The sequence below is a fragment of the Caldimonas mangrovi genome (assembly GCF_023721835.1).
Lineage (GTDB): Bacteria > Pseudomonadota > Gammaproteobacteria > Burkholderiales > Burkholderiaceae_C > Caldimonas > Caldimonas mangrovi.
Genome location: NZ_JAMKFE010000007.1, coordinates 177198 through 189675 on the forward strand (window position 1 = coordinate 177198; position 12478 = coordinate 189675).

Below are 12478 nucleotides of genomic sequence, written 5' to 3' on the forward strand. Positions count from 1 at the left end.
GACCGGTTAGCAAGCTGTGCGGGTGTAAGCAGCGATGACCGCTCAGTGCGCCATCAGCACCGGCAGCGCCATGCCGGCCAGCAGCGTGCGGGTGGCGCCGCCGAGCACGAATTCCGCGAGCCGCGTATGCCCGTAGGCTCCCATCACCAGCAAATCCGAGCCGAGGTCGGCCGCGCGCGACAGCAACGCTTCGCCGATGCCGATCTCGGTCGTCTCGCGTGCGACGGTGGCGTCGACGCCGTGCCGGGCGAACCACTGGCGCAATTGCTCGAGCTGCCAGCCCTGCACGCCTTCGGCGCGGCTGCCGCCGTCGAAGACGATGGTCTGCACCTTGGCGCCACGCTCGAACAGCGGCAACGCGGACACCAGTGCACGCGTCGACTCGCGGCTGCCATCCCAGGCCACGAGCACGCGCCGTCCGATCAGGTCGAAATGGCCGGCATAGGGCACCACGAGCACCGGCACGCCCGCGCCGAGCACCACCTGCTGCGGCAAGTCCGAAGGCGCCGGCGACGAGGCATCGTCCTCGGCCTGCCCGATCACGGCCAGATCGCTGCAGCGCGCCATGCGGATCACCGCGCCGGTCGGGTCGCCCTCATGCACCCGGCTTTCGTAGGACAGCCCCTGGCGTCCCGACAGGTGCGCCGAGAAAGCGGCCGAAATCCGTTGCGCGCGCTGCATCAAGTGGTCGAACGACAACTGGATGTAGCTGACACCGCCCACCGCCTGGCCCACGCTGGCCGGCATCTCGACCCAACCGGTGGGCGCCAGGCCGATCAGATGGCCGCCCTGTCCGGCGGCGACTTGAGCAGCAAGGTCGACGCGCACGTTGCAGCGCGGGCTGTCGTCGAGGTGGACGAGGATGGTACGGTAGCTCATGGCCTGCTCCTTCTGCCGGTAGCACAGACGCATCGTCGGAAGGCCTGCGGAGCTTCCCGTGGGACAGATCAGTGCGGCAGCAACTCCAGCTGCAGGCGAGCGGTGCCGCGCTGGGACAGGGAGCTCACCATCCTGCCCAGCAAGACTTGGCCCAGCCCCCGCCCCTGCCATTCGCGACGCGTCCGGATGCCGAACTCGGCCTGCCGGTTGTCGGGATCGCAGGCGGCCCGCACTTCGCCGACCCGCCGGCCGTTGCGGTCTTAGTCGATCTGACCGTAGCGTGCGCGTCTGCACCGTGTTCTTGAGGCCGCACAAGTGCGCGCCTGCGTATCGGCGGCGAGCATGTCGCACGGCGCAGCCATGCAGATCCAGTCCGGCATGGACCGGCGGAACTCGAGCGTGACGTGCACGAGCGGCTGGCCGACGGCAGCGACGGCCTGTGCGCCGATCGCGGGGAGCCGATCGGCCATCTGCGATGGCCCCCCCCCCGCCGTCGTTCCCACGCTGCGTGCGCTGCCAATCCACCCTCGAACACACACATCCGTCGCACGGATGAAGCCGGCGGGCGCGACGTGCGGGGAAGGCGCGATTGCAATTGCCGCACGGCGAACTACCGTTGTTCACGGCCTTGTCACCCAACCGACGATCGTGCCGTCCGGTCGACAGGCTCAGCCCTGCCCCCTGCCCGGGGGACATCCCCAGGAGACCGCCATGCCCAGCAAAACCGCCAAGCCTTCGCCAGCGCGCGCCACCGCTGCGTCCGTCGATGTCGATGCCTGGACGCGGGCCGGCAAGCAGCAACTGGCGTGGTCGATCGATCTGGCCGCGGCCCTGTTCAAGGGCGCAGAAACGATGCGCCGTGCGCAGTTGAACGCAGCGCACCTCGCTCGCGTGCGCCACGAGAACGTTGCGGAACGCCTGTCGGAGGCACGCGACCTGGCCAGCGTGATGGCCTTGCAGGCTGAGTTGCTGCGCTTCGACATGGCCGGCGCTGCGCGCTACTGGCAGGAGCTGTTCGACCTCGGCTTGCGCACCGGCGTCGAGATGCTGGGGTGCACAGGCCGTGCAATGGAGCCGGGCGACGGCGACGGCGCCAAGTCGGCCTGGCAGATGCTGCACGGCCTGACACAGACGGGCATCGGCACAATCGACGATCTGTTCGGCACAACGCTGAACCAGGCGACGAAGGCCGGCACCGCACCGACCCAGCGGCCGGCAGCACACTGAACCCGGTCAGTCGGCGCAGCCCGGCGCAGACGATTGCAGCGGCAGCGCCTGCGACTGGCCGCCGCGGCGCACGTCGAGCCGGATCTCCGGGGCCCGTGCGTCCATCAGGCGCCAGAATGCGTCCTCGCTGTCGAAACGTTCGCCGTTGACCGACACGATCACGTCGCCCAGCCGCAGCCCGCAGTGGTAGGCCAGCGCGATCGAATAGGTGACTTCGAGCCCGAAGGGCAGCCCGGCGTCGCGCAACTGCGCCTCATTCAGCGGTGCGACGCGCAGCCCATAAGGCGGCACGTGCTGGCGCCGCTGCGGCGGGCCGTCGTTCGACGCCTGGGCATGGGTGGTCATCGGCATCGCCCCGACGGGCAGCGCAACGGCCAGTGCGGCGCACCAGGCGGACAGGTTCTTCACGCTCATCTTGCTCGCTCCTGTCTGGCTTCCATGCGCCGATGCTCGGTCAGCCGCGCCAACCCTGCCTCGAGCCGGGTCAATCCGCCGGCAGCGCGCTGGTGGCGCTGCCGGCCAGCGCCATCATGTTGACGACCCGCCGCACGGTCGCGGACGGCGTCAGGATGTGCGCCGGCGCCGCGGCGCCCAGCAGGATCGGCCCGACCGTGATGCCGTGGCTGCCCGTCATCTTCAGCACATTGAACAGGATGTTCGCGGCGTCGAGATTGGGCAGGATCAGCACGTTGGCGGTGCCGCTCAGCGTGCTGCCGGGCAGGAAGCGCTGGCGCACGTCCTCGTTCAGCGCGGCGTCACCCTGCATTTCGCCGTCGGCCTCGATGCCGGGGTAGCGCTGGCGGAAGATGTCGCGTGCCTGCCGCATCTTGCGTGCCGATGGCCGCGTGCTGGAGCCGAACATCGAATGCGACAGGAAGGCGACGCGCGGCGCCAGCCCGAACTCGCGCACGGTCTCGCACGACATCGCGGCGATCTCGGCCAGCGACTCGGCGTCCGGATCCTCGTTGACGAAGGTGTCGGCGATGAACAGCGTGTACTGGTCCAGCATCAGCGCGTTCAGCGCCGCCAGCGTGTGCACGTCGGGCCGCTGGCCGATCACGTCGCGCACGTGGTCGAGGTGGTGGTCGTAGCGTCCGACCAGTCCGCACACCATGCCGTCGGCATCGCCCAGGCGCACCATCAGCGACGAGATCAGCGTGTTGGAGCGTCGCACCGCGGCCTTGGCGGCGTCGGGCGTGATGCCGTCGCGGCCCTTGATCTGGTGGTAGGCCTCCCAGTACTGGCGAAAGCGCGGGTCGTCCTCCGGGTTGGTCAGCTCGAAGTCGATGCCCGGCTTCAGCCGCAGTCCGGCACGCGCGATGCGCTGCTCGATCACCGCCGGGCGGCCCACGACGATCGGCTTGACGATGCCCTCCTCCAGCCCGATCTGCACGGCTCGCAGCACACGCTCGTCCTCGCCCTCGGCGAACACGATGCGCTTCGGCGCGCGCCGTGCGGCCATGAAGACCGGGCGCATGAACATGCCGGTGTGCGTGACGAACTTGAGCAGCGACTGGCGGTACGCATCGAGGTCGGCGATCGGTCGGGTCGCCACGCCGGACTCGGCGGCCGCCTTCGCCACGGCCGGGGCGATGCGCAGGATCAGCCGCGAGTCGAACGGCTTCGGGATCAGGTACTCGGGCCCGAAGCTCATCTCCTCGCCCGGGTAGGCGGCGGCCACTTCGCCGCTGATTTCGGCCTTGGCGAGGTCGGCGATCTCGCGCACGCAGGCGGCCTTCATCTCCTCGGTGATGCGGGTCGCACCGCTGTCGAGCGCGCCACGGAAGATATACGGGAAGCACAGCACGTTGTTGACCTGGTTCGGATAGTCCGAACGGCCGGTCGCGACGATGCAGTCGGGCCGCGCGGCCTTGGCGAGCTCGGGGCGGATTTCGGGCTCCGGGTTCGCCAGCGCCAGGATCAACGGGCGCTCGGCCATCGTCTTGACCATGTCCGGCGTCAGCACGCCGGCGGCCGAGCAGCCGAGGAACACGTCGGCGCCCTTCATCACGTCGGCCAGCGTGCGTGCGTGGGTGCGTTGCACGTAGCGGCGCTTCGACTCGTCGAGCCGGTCCTCGCGCTCGTGGTGCAGCACGCCCTTGGAGTCGCACATGAAGACGTTGTCGCGGCTGACGCCCATTCGCACCATCAGGTCGACGCAAGCGATGGCCGCGGCGCCGGCGCCGGAAACCGCCAGTTTCACGTCGCCGATCCGCTTGCCCGTCAGTTCCAGGCCATTCAGCAGCGCGGCGGTCGAGATGATCGCGGTGCCGTGCTGGTCGTCGTGGAAGACCGGAATGTTGAGCCGCTCCTTCAGCTTCTTCTCGACGTAGAAGCACTCCGGCGCCTTGATGTCCTCGAGGTTGATGCCGCCCAGCGTCGGCTCCAGCGCGGCGATGATCTCGACCAGCTTGTCGGGGTCTTTCTCGGCCAGCTCGATATCGAACACGTCGATGCCGGCGAACTTGCGGAACAGGCAGCCCTTGCCCTCCATCACCGGCTTGCCGGCCAGCGGACCGATGTCGCCGAGCCCCAGTACGGCCGTGCCGTTGGTCACCACACCGACCAGGTTGCCGCGCGAGGTGTACTCCGCCGCCAGCGTCGCGTCCTCCTCGATCGCAAGGCAGGCATAGGCCACGCCCGGCGAGTAGGCCAGGGACAGGTCGCGCTGGTTGGACAGCGGCTTGGTCGGCATCACCGCGATCTTGCCGCGGCTGGGCAGGCGGTGGTATTCGAGCGCTGCGTCGCGCAGCGCTTGCTCGGCGGGGGAGAGTTGCTTGTGGCCCATGCGTGCCTCCTTGTCTTGCTTGTCGGTGCGGGGAGCGGTTTCGCGGCGGGGACGGCGCGAGGTCGTGCAGTCTAAACGCGCTGCCCCCCGGGGGGCGGGCGAACCATTGTGGCGCGCTGCGACCGCGAGGTCTGCGGGGTTCCACCCCCGCACGTGGGCATCCCGGCTGCTGGAGTGAGGGCATGCCGACCGGACTCGGATGCACCCCGCCGCTGGCTCCGGCGCTGCTGCCGCTGAGCTGCCGCCTGCGCGCCGGCACGCCGGGGGCCCCGCTGCTGGTGCTGCTGCATGGCGCCGGCAGCGACGAGACCTCGCTGTGGCCCGTCGCTCGCCCGTTGCCGCGGGGATGGAACGTGGTGCTGGTGCGTGCTCCCCGGCCCATGCCGCGCGGCGGCTTCTTCTGGTATCCGGTGCACTTCCGCCGTCGCGGCGTGCATGTCGACGCCGACCAGGTGGAGGCGGCGTTGGTGCGGCTGGCCGAGTTCCTCGACCGCTTGCCGCAACTGTGCCGCTTCGACGCCGGGCGGGTGGTCCTGGCGGGCTTCAGCCAGGGAGCGGCGCTGGCCTCGGCGCTGGCGCTGCGCCAGCCCTACCGTGTGACCGGCGTGGGCATGTTGAGTGGGCGCTTGCTGTCGTCTGTGCAAGCCTCATCGCTGACGTCGGGCCTGCTGCCGCGACTGCGGTTTTTCATCGGCCACGGGCTGCACGACCGCGTGTTGCCGATGGCGCTGGCGGTCCAGGCAACGCGATGGCTCAGGAGTCATGGTGTGCGGGTGACGGCGCGCGCGTACGACGCGGGGCACGAGGCCACGCCGGCAATGGTGGCCGGCCTGACGCACTGGCTGCAAGCGCTGGCGAGTGAAGTTCCGGGGTCCAAGCAGCCCGGCCTTCAACGACCGGGGTGAAGCAGGATGCGTGCGACGGCAGGGCGAGCCACCCAGGCGAACGGGCCCATCCAGCGGCGGCCGATGCGCGCCACCAGCGAGCCCTCGCCGTCGGTCGCCGACACTGGCCCGGCGCGGCCGCGCGCTGCGACGGGCAGTTCGCCCGCTTCGTGGTCGACACGCCAATGCAGCGGCACCAGCCCGCGAAATCGCACCTTCCATACGGAATAGGGGTCGAAGGCAGCCCGGTACGTCAGTGAGAAACGGTCGGAGTTGCCCTCGCCGTTGAGTTCGAGGCACAGTGCCGAGAAATCGGCCGGCTGAGGACCGGTCTGGTAGGTTTCGCAGATGTAGCCCTCGGCTTCGCTGGCGAGATAGCGGCGGGCGTCCTGGTCCATGCGCTCGATCAGCACCAGCGTCGCCAGCGCCACTTCGCACACCAGCACCGACGGCGGTCGATCGCCCTGGCTCGCGAGCAGCCGCAGGCTGGCCTCGGCCCCAAGCTGCGGCACCGGACAGACCCACGCCATCGATTCCGCGTCCCAGTCCAGCGAAAGCTGACGGTAAGTGAAGCGCCCCTCGGCGGGGTCGAAGTGTGTCGATGAGGTCTTGTCCATGGCCACGTCCTGCAAGGCTGGTGGACGCGCCTTGCGTCCATGCGAGGCATGCTAGCCATGGAACCGGACCGGCCCTATCCCTCGGAGGGGTGTCACCCCCCGAAGGGGGAAGGCCGCAGGCACGAAAAGCTCAAGCTGTTTCCAGCAGATCGAGCGTCGTGGTGCGCAACTCGGGCAGGGTGACGATGCGGACGCGCGCGCCGCTGCCAAGCGTGTAGATCGACTGCAGCGCGCCCCCGGAACGCAGGGCGCGCCAGTTGGCCTGCTCGTCGCCCCACGGCAGCTCGCCGAAATCTCCGCTCTGATGCCGTTGCATCAGCTGGCTCTCGGTGGTGCGGGCCGCCACCAGGGCAGCCATCGCGGCGGGTGTGCGAATCACGAAACCGGCGTCAAACAAGAGCGTGCCGGCAGACGCCGGCACCGAAGCACGTGCTGGGGCGGCGGCGTGGAGCTGCGGGTTCATCGTGAGCCTCCCGGGCGGTGCAGCGGCTACTTTCGCAAGCCCTTGAAGATCGAGCTGCCGGCCAGAAGCGCCAGCACGAACAGCACCACGAAGACGAAAAACAGAATCTTGGCGATGCCCGCGGCCCCCGCGGCAATGCCGCTGAAGCCCAGGCCACCGGCCACCAGTGCGATCACCGCAAAGATCAAGGCCCACTTCAACATGTTTCCTTCTCCCGTTGGTCGGTGCGCCGGAGCCCGGCACGTGAGTGAATGATCGGCGCCCGGGAGCGGCCATGCTGTCGTCCTGCAGCCCTCCGGCAGTCGGCCTCCTCCTACACAAGCTTGCGCCTCGCCAGCAATGCATGTGCACAATGCACACTTGCGCTGATGCGCCGGACGCCGGATCAAGATGGACCTCACCCACCAGGCCGCCCCCTCGATTGCGCTCCAGGAAGAGCGTTTCCGCATGCTCGTCGAAGCGGTGCAGGACTACGCCATCTTCATGCTCGACCCGCAGGGGTACATCGTCAGTTGGAACAGCGGCGCCGAAAAGATCAAGGGGTACACCGCCGGCGAGATCATCGGCAAGCATTTCTCGGTGTTCTATCCGCCCGAAGTGGCGGCGGCGAAATGGCCCGAGGAGGAGCTGCGCCGTGCGACCCGCGACGGACGCTACGAAGAAGAGAACTGGCGCGTGCGCAAGGACGGCACGCGTTTCTGGGCGCTGGTGGTGATCACCGCCGTGCGCGACCGCGAGGGCCGGCTGCAAGGCTATGCGAAGGTCACACGCGACCTGACAGAACGCCGCCGCCACGAAGAGTCGTTGCGACGCAGCGAGGAGGGCTTCCGCCTGCTGATCGAGGGCGTCAAGGACTACGCGATCTACATGCTCGACGAGCAGGGATTCATCCGCAGCTGGAACCAGGGCGCCGCGGCGATCAAGGGTTATGCGGCCAGCGAAGTGCTCGGGCGGCATGTCTCGATGTTCTACACGCGCCAGGACATCGACGCGCGCCGCCCCGAAGACGAACTCGCGCAAGCCGTGGCGCAAGGCCGCGCCGAGGTGGAAGGCTGGAGGGTGCGCAAGGACGGCAGCACCTTCTGGGCCCATGCCATGGTGAATCCGCTGTACGACGAGCGGCACCGCCTGCGCGGCTTCGCGAAGGTCACGCGCGACATGACGGAGCGCCGCCGCGTGGAGGAGCTGGAACGCTCCAGCCGGCGCATGAACGAATTCCTCGCGATGCTGGCGCACGAGCTGCGCAACCCGCTGGCGCCGATCCGCAATGCGGTCAGCATCATGCAGCTCGAGTCGCTCGATCGCGAACGGCTGACCACCTGTCGCGACATCATCGACCGCCAGCTCAGCCAGCTGACACGCCTGGTCGACGATCTGCTGGACATCGGCCGCATCACCACCGGCAAGATCGCCTTGAAGAAGGAGCCGATGGATCTGATCGAGGCCGTCACGCGCAGCATCGAGGCCGCGCGGCCGGATCTCGATGCGCGCCGCCAGCGCCTGCTCGTCGATCTGCCCGAGCAGGCGGTGCTGATGGTGGCCGACTGCACACGCATTTCGCAGGTGCTGCAGAACCTGCTCAACAACGCCTCGAAGTTCACACCGCCCGAAGGCGTCGTGACCCTGCAAGTGCGCGTCGAGAGCCGCGTTGCGGTGATCGAGGTCACCGACACCGGTCGCGGCATCGAACCGGCCCTTGCCGACCGCATCTTCGATCTGTTCGTGCAAGGCCATCCGGCCGGCACGGCCGGCGAAAGCGGCCTCGGCATCGGCTTGACGCTCGCGCGGTCGCTGGTCGAGATGCACGGCGGGTTGATCGATGCGCACAGCGAAGGCCCGAGCCGTGGCAGCCGCTTTTCGGTGCGGCTGCCGCTGGGCCTGGACGCCGCCGTGCCGGCGGAGCCCGGTTCGGCCGTCCCAGGCGACAACGGCGCGCGCTGCCGCGTGCTGGTGGTCGACGACAACCACGACTCGGCCGACAGCATGGCCGCCGTGATGGAACTGCTGGGGCAGGAAGCTCGCGTCGCCTACAGCGGGCAGCAGGCGCTGCAGACGGCACGCCAGTGGTCGCCCGACGCGGTGCTGCTCGACCTGACGATGCCCGACGCCAGCGGCTTCGACGTGCTGAGAGACCTGCGCACGCAGAGTGCCGACCGGCCGCTGTATGTCGCCGCGATGACCGGCTATGCCCAGGCCGACGATCGCCGCCGCACCTTGCAGGCCGGGTTCGACGAACACCTGGCGAAGCCGGTCGACGTGGAAACCCTGCAGCGCCTGCTGCAGGACGTGGAGCGGCGCCGGCGCTGAAGCGGGCGTTGGCGGGCACGGCAGGTGCACATCCGGCAGCGATCTCTCCCGGAGCCGCCTCGCCATGCCGACCTCACCCTCCTTGTCCTCCGTGTCCGCCACGCTGCATCGCCACGCGCGGCCCCTCTCCGGCAGCGAAGACGCCGGTGCCGTCGTGCCGCTGCTGGCCGGCGCCGACCTCGTGCTGCTCGGCGAGGCGACCCACGGCACCCAGGAGTTCTATCGTCTGCGTGCAGAAATATCCAAGCGGCTGATCGCCGAGCACGGATTCGACGCGATCGCGGTCGAATCGGACTGGCCCGACGCACTGCGGGCCAGCCGCCACGCGCAGGGCGACGAGGCCGACGCGTCGCCCGAGCAGTCTCTGGACGGCTATCAGCGCTTTCCCCGCTGGATGTGGCGCAACACCGAAACCGTGCGGCTGCTGCGCTGGCTGCGCGCCCACAACCTGGCGCTGCCGCCCGGCGAGCCGCGTGTCGGCTTCTACGGGCTCGACCTCTACAGCTTGCGCAGCTCGATGGACGCCGTGCTGCGCTACCTGCGCGACACCGATCCCGCGGCTGCGCAGCGCGCGATGGAGCGGTACGGCTGCTTCGACCACATGGCCGAAGACCCGCAGCGCTACGGCCAGATGGCGAGCTTCGGCCTGACCACCGACTGCGAGGCCCAAGTGGTGCAGCAGCTCAAGGAGATGTCCATGGCGCTGGAGCGGCAGTTGCGCCACGACGGCACCGCCGAGGTCGACGAGCTGTTCTATGCTCAGCAGAACGCCCGCGTGGTGCGCAACGCCGAGAGCTACTACCGCAAGATGTTCACGGGCCGCATCGCCTCATGGAACCTGCGCGACGAGCACATGGCCGAGACGCTGTTCGCACTGAGCGAGCACCTCGGACACCGCTTGCGGCGCCGAGCGCGCATCGTCGTGTGGGCGCACAACTCGCACATCGGCGACGCACGCGCCACCGAGCTGGGCGACCACGGCGAGTGGAACCTGGGCCAGCTGGTGCGCGAGCGTGCCGGCGACACCTCGACAGCGCTGCTCGGTTGCACGACACACGCCGGCACGGTGACCGCCGCGGCCGACTGGGACATGCCGGCGCAGCGCCGCACCGTGCGGCCGTCGCACCCCGACAGCATCGAGGGCCTGTTCCACCACCTCGGCCTGCCGGCTTTCGTGCTGCCGCTCGCAGGCAACGCCGAGCTGCGCCGTGCGTTGTCGGAACCGCGGCTGGAGCGCGCGATCGGCGTCATCTATGCGCCGCGCACGGAGCGCGTCAGCCACTACTTCCGTGCCGAGATCCCCCGCCAGTTCGACGCAGTCGTCCACTTCGACACGACGCAGGCGCTGGAGCCGCTGGACGCTTCCGGTCACTGGCAACCGAACGTCGAGGAGGAGACCTATCCATCCGGCCTGTGAGCGCCGCGGGCCGGGCGGCCCCCAGGCCGCCCCATGGGCATGGGGTTCAAGACAACGGGGAACGGCCCGGCGCTTCCCGGAGTAGCCGCCGCTTGACCGCGTTGTAGATCTCGGCGCCCAGCTTGGCCATCATCAGCGGCTTGGTGACGAAGCCGTCGACCCCGGCCTCGAAGCACGCAGCACGGTCGGCCGGCGTGTAGAAGGCGCTGGCGACGATGATCGGAAAGCGCGGCAGCTCTCCTTCGGCCTGCAGGTGCCGCAGCCGGCGTGTTGTTTCCAGGCCGTCCATCACGGGCATTTGCACGTCCATCAGCACCGCGTCGGGTGCGCGTTCCTGGCACGCGGTGATTCCCTCCAGCCCATTGGCCGCCACGCGCACGGTGTAGCCCAGCGCCTGCAGCATGCCGGCGGCCACCAGTGCATTGACGGGATCGTCTTCGACGACGAGAAAGTCCATGGGCTTCGACGACGGGCTTTTGAGATGCAGGCCGCTCAGGCGCCCATCGTATGCCGCTGCCGTGACGCCACGCCGATGCCCACGCGGACGAACGGGGCAGGCACGGGGGTTGCCGTACCGCCCCCGTTGACCCCGAGCAGCATATCCCAGGAGCCGCCATGCAACCGCAGCACGTCAAGGAACGTCTGTCCTTCATAGAACAGTGCATCGACGATGCCGCCCTGGCCTGTCGCGAGACGGGCTTCGCCCCCGAGGAACTGAAGGCCTGGGTGCGCGAACTCGACCGCCGGGCCGACGAACTCGGCACCGCGATCGACCGGGACGACGACCCCGGGCGGCTGCTGGCCTGCCTGGAGACGCTGGAGGAAATCGGCGACCGTGCGGTGGAGGCCTGCCGTGAACTGCGCCACATCGACCCCCAGCTGCGCAGCGCGGTGCAGACCGCACACCACGAGATCGCGTCGTTGCGGCAGCAATTGCACTGACGCCCTTCGGGGCCCTCTCAGCCTGCGAGCACCGCCGCCATGGCGAGTGCCGCGGGCAACGCCTGCACCCACAGTATCTTGCGGCTTGCCGTCGCTGCGCCGAACACACCGGCCACGATGACGCAGCCCAGGAAGAACAGCAGCACCGCCCGGCCGTCCTCCAGCCACAGCCCCCACGCGAGGCCGGCCGCCAGAAAGCCGTTGTACAGCCCCTGGTTGGCCGCCAGCACCTTGGTCGCCGCCGACTGCTCGGCGCTCATGCCGAAGCTGCGGCGTCCGAAGGGCGTGTCCCAGAGAAACATCTCGAGCACCAGGAAATACAGGTGGAGCAGGGCCACCACCCCCACCAGGATTGAAGCCAGAACCGCCATCGGATCTCCCTCACGTTGCAAGCTCGTCGAGCGTCGGAGCATAGCGCCGTTGCGGACTCGGTGTTTGCCCTGACGAATCGCACGCACGTGCAGGAACGCAGTTTGCTTTCAGTGCGCCGTACCTTTGCTTTCCGGGGCTTGCATGGCACTCGATTCCCCCACCGAGACGAGAGCGCCGCGCGTTCTCGTCGCCGACGACAACCGCGACGCCGCGGACAGTCTGTCCCTGCTGCTGTCGATGCTCGACTGTGAGGTGCGCACCGCCTATGACGGCGCGCAGGCGATCGCGATCGCGCGCGAGTTCCGTCCTTCGCTGATTCTGCTGGACCTGTGCATGCCAGTGCTCGACGGGCTGTCGGCGGCACGCGTCCTGCGGGCCGAACCCGCCGGGCAGGGCTTGGCCCTGGTCGCCGTCACGGCCCTTGCCACGGAGGCCGACAAAGCTGCCGTAAAAGCTGCCGGCTTCGACGCTCATTTGCCCAAACCGCTCGACCTCGACAGCCTGCGCCCCTACCTCCGGGTCGAACGCGCTCCGCTCCCCGCCTGACCCCGGCCACCCTTCCGTGCAACTTCTCACATCTTT

14 protein-coding genes and 1 pseudogene are annotated in these 12478 nt (G+C 69.0%); 6 read left to right on the forward strand and 9 right to left on the reverse strand.

Annotated features, from left to right (window positions below; translation table 11 throughout):
* Window positions 1–42: 42 nt before the first annotated feature.
* Together M8A51_RS13665 and M8A51_RS26550 are read right to left on the reverse strand one after the other, a co-directional pair.
* Entirely contained in the window at window positions 43–879 is an 837-nt protein-coding gene (locus tag M8A51_RS13665) for a universal stress protein (protein ID WP_251779027.1), read from the reverse strand.
* 68 nt (window positions 880–947) lie between these two features.
* A pseudogene (locus tag M8A51_RS26550) lies at window positions 948–1124 on the reverse strand (hypothetical protein); the annotation flags it as partial.
* Between the two features lie 466 nt (window positions 1125–1590).
* Here M8A51_RS26550 and M8A51_RS13670 point away from each other — a divergent pair.
* A complete protein-coding gene (locus tag M8A51_RS13670) occupies window positions 1591–2106 on the forward strand; it encodes a phasin family protein (RefSeq protein ID WP_251779028.1) in 516 nt (171 codons plus the stop codon).
* Between the two features lie 6 nt (window positions 2107–2112).
* On the opposite strand, the gene M8A51_RS13675 is transcribed toward M8A51_RS13670, so the two are convergent.
* Together M8A51_RS13675 and M8A51_RS13680 are read right to left on the reverse strand one after the other, a co-directional pair.
* The gene (locus tag M8A51_RS13675) at window positions 2113–2520 is read right to left on the reverse strand and encodes a PDZ domain-containing protein (protein WP_251779029.1); all 408 of its coding nucleotides are present in this window, start codon (window positions 2518–2520) and stop codon (window positions 2113–2115) included.
* 70 nt (window positions 2521–2590) lie between these two features.
* A complete protein-coding gene (locus M8A51_RS13680) occupies window positions 2591–4894 on the reverse strand; it encodes an NADP-dependent malic enzyme (protein ID WP_251779030.1) in 2304 nt (767 codons plus the stop codon).
* 182 nt (window positions 4895–5076) lie between these two features.
* On the opposite strand from M8A51_RS13680, the gene M8A51_RS13685 reads away from it, so the two are divergent.
* On the forward strand, window positions 5077–5799 hold the full coding sequence (locus M8A51_RS13685) for an alpha/beta hydrolase (protein ID WP_251779031.1): 723 nt from the start codon (window positions 5077–5079) through the stop codon (window positions 5797–5799).
* Here the strand turns inward: M8A51_RS13685 and M8A51_RS13690 are convergent.
* The 3 genes from M8A51_RS13690 to M8A51_RS13700 form a co-directional block, all read right to left on the reverse strand.
* Window positions 5784–6395: a hypothetical protein gene (locus M8A51_RS13690; RefSeq protein WP_251779032.1), complete on the reverse strand. Its 612-nt coding sequence runs from the start codon at window positions 6393–6395 to the stop codon at window positions 5784–5786. The genes M8A51_RS13685 and M8A51_RS13690 overlap by 16 nt on opposite strands.
* A gap of 130 nt (window positions 6396–6525) precedes the next feature.
* Window positions 6526–6858: a hypothetical protein gene (locus M8A51_RS13695; protein ID WP_251779033.1), complete on the reverse strand. Its 333-nt coding sequence runs from the start codon at window positions 6856–6858 to the stop codon at window positions 6526–6528.
* 26 nt (window positions 6859–6884) lie between these two features.
* Window positions 6885–7061, reverse strand: a complete 177-nt coding sequence (locus M8A51_RS13700) for a DUF1328 family protein (RefSeq protein WP_251779034.1) — start codon at window positions 7059–7061, stop codon at window positions 6885–6887.
* A 187-nt stretch (window positions 7062–7248) separates the two neighbouring features.
* Here M8A51_RS13700 and M8A51_RS13705 point away from each other — a divergent pair, with 187 nt between their 5' ends.
* Together M8A51_RS13705 and M8A51_RS13710 are read left to right on the forward strand one after the other, a co-directional pair.
* On the forward strand, window positions 7249–9165 hold the full coding sequence (locus M8A51_RS13705; protein ID WP_251779035.1) for a PAS domain-containing hybrid sensor histidine kinase/response regulator: 1917 nt from the start codon (window positions 7249–7251) through the stop codon (window positions 9163–9165).
* Window positions 9166–9229: 64 nt separating this feature from the next.
* The gene (locus tag M8A51_RS13710) at window positions 9230–10582 is read left to right on the forward strand and encodes an erythromycin esterase family protein (RefSeq protein ID WP_251779036.1); all 1353 of its coding nucleotides are present in this window, start codon (window positions 9230–9232) and stop codon (window positions 10580–10582) included.
* Between the two features lie 46 nt (window positions 10583–10628).
* Here the strand turns inward: M8A51_RS13710 and M8A51_RS13715 are convergent, their stop codons facing one another.
* Window positions 10629–11039, reverse strand: a complete 411-nt coding sequence (locus tag M8A51_RS13715; RefSeq protein ID WP_251779037.1) for a response regulator — start codon at window positions 11037–11039, stop codon at window positions 10629–10631.
* A gap of 158 nt (window positions 11040–11197) precedes the next feature.
* On the opposite strand from M8A51_RS13715, the gene M8A51_RS13720 reads away from it, so the two are divergent.
* Window positions 11198–11524, forward strand: coding sequence for a hypothetical protein (locus M8A51_RS13720; RefSeq protein ID WP_251779038.1), 327 nt, complete (start codon window positions 11198–11200; stop codon window positions 11522–11524).
* A 17-nt stretch (window positions 11525–11541) separates the two neighbouring features.
* On the opposite strand, the gene M8A51_RS13725 is transcribed toward M8A51_RS13720, so the two are convergent.
* Window positions 11542–11895, reverse strand: coding sequence for a DUF1304 domain-containing protein (locus M8A51_RS13725; protein ID WP_251779039.1), 354 nt, complete (start codon window positions 11893–11895; stop codon window positions 11542–11544).
* 142 nt (window positions 11896–12037) lie between these two features.
* On the opposite strand from M8A51_RS13725, the gene M8A51_RS13730 reads away from it, so the two are divergent.
* Window positions 12038–12442, forward strand: coding sequence for a response regulator (locus tag M8A51_RS13730; RefSeq protein WP_251779040.1), 405 nt, complete (start codon window positions 12038–12040; stop codon window positions 12440–12442).
* Window positions 12443–12478 lie beyond the last annotated feature (36 nt).

Coding starts and splice junctions, on each gene's coding strand:
- M8A51_RS13720 (WP_251779038.1), top strand. CDS start 11,198: ATGCAACCGCAGCACGTCAAGGAACGTCTGTCCTTCATAGAACAGTGC.
- M8A51_RS13665 (WP_251779027.1), bottom strand. CDS start 879: ATGAGCTACCGTACCATCCTCGTCCACCTCGACGACAGCCCGCGCTGC.
- M8A51_RS13725 (WP_251779039.1), bottom strand. CDS start 11,895: ATGGCGGTTCTGGCTTCAATCCTGGTGGGGGTGGTGGCCCTGCTCCAC.
- M8A51_RS13705 (WP_251779035.1), top strand. CDS start 7,249: ATGGACCTCACCCACCAGGCCGCCCCCTCGATTGCGCTCCAGGAAGAG.
- M8A51_RS13715 (WP_251779037.1), bottom strand. CDS start 11,039: ATGGACTTTCTCGTCGTCGAAGACGATCCCGTCAATGCACTGGTGGCC.
- M8A51_RS13700 (WP_251779034.1), bottom strand. CDS start 7,061: ATGTTGAAGTGGGCCTTGATCTTTGCGGTGATCGCACTGGTGGCCGGT.
- M8A51_RS13685 (WP_251779031.1), top strand. CDS start 5,077: ATGCCGACCGGACTCGGATGCACCCCGCCGCTGGCTCCGGCGCTGCTG.
- M8A51_RS13680 (WP_251779030.1), bottom strand. CDS start 4,894: ATGGGCCACAAGCAACTCTCCCCCGCCGAGCAAGCGCTGCGCGACGCA.
- M8A51_RS13675 (WP_251779029.1), bottom strand. CDS start 2,520: ATGAGCGTGAAGAACCTGTCCGCCTGGTGCGCCGCACTGGCCGTTGCG.
- M8A51_RS13710 (WP_251779036.1), top strand. CDS start 9,230: ATGCCGACCTCACCCTCCTTGTCCTCCGTGTCCGCCACGCTGCATCGC.
- M8A51_RS13670 (WP_251779028.1), top strand. CDS start 1,591: ATGCCCAGCAAAACCGCCAAGCCTTCGCCAGCGCGCGCCACCGCTGCG.
- M8A51_RS13695 (WP_251779033.1), bottom strand. CDS start 6,858: ATGAACCCGCAGCTCCACGCCGCCGCCCCAGCACGTGCTTCGGTGCCG.
- M8A51_RS13690 (WP_251779032.1), bottom strand. CDS start 6,395: ATGGACAAGACCTCATCGACACACTTCGACCCCGCCGAGGGGCGCTTC.
- M8A51_RS13730 (WP_251779040.1), top strand. CDS start 12,038: ATGGCACTCGATTCCCCCACCGAGACGAGAGCGCCGCGCGTTCTCGTC.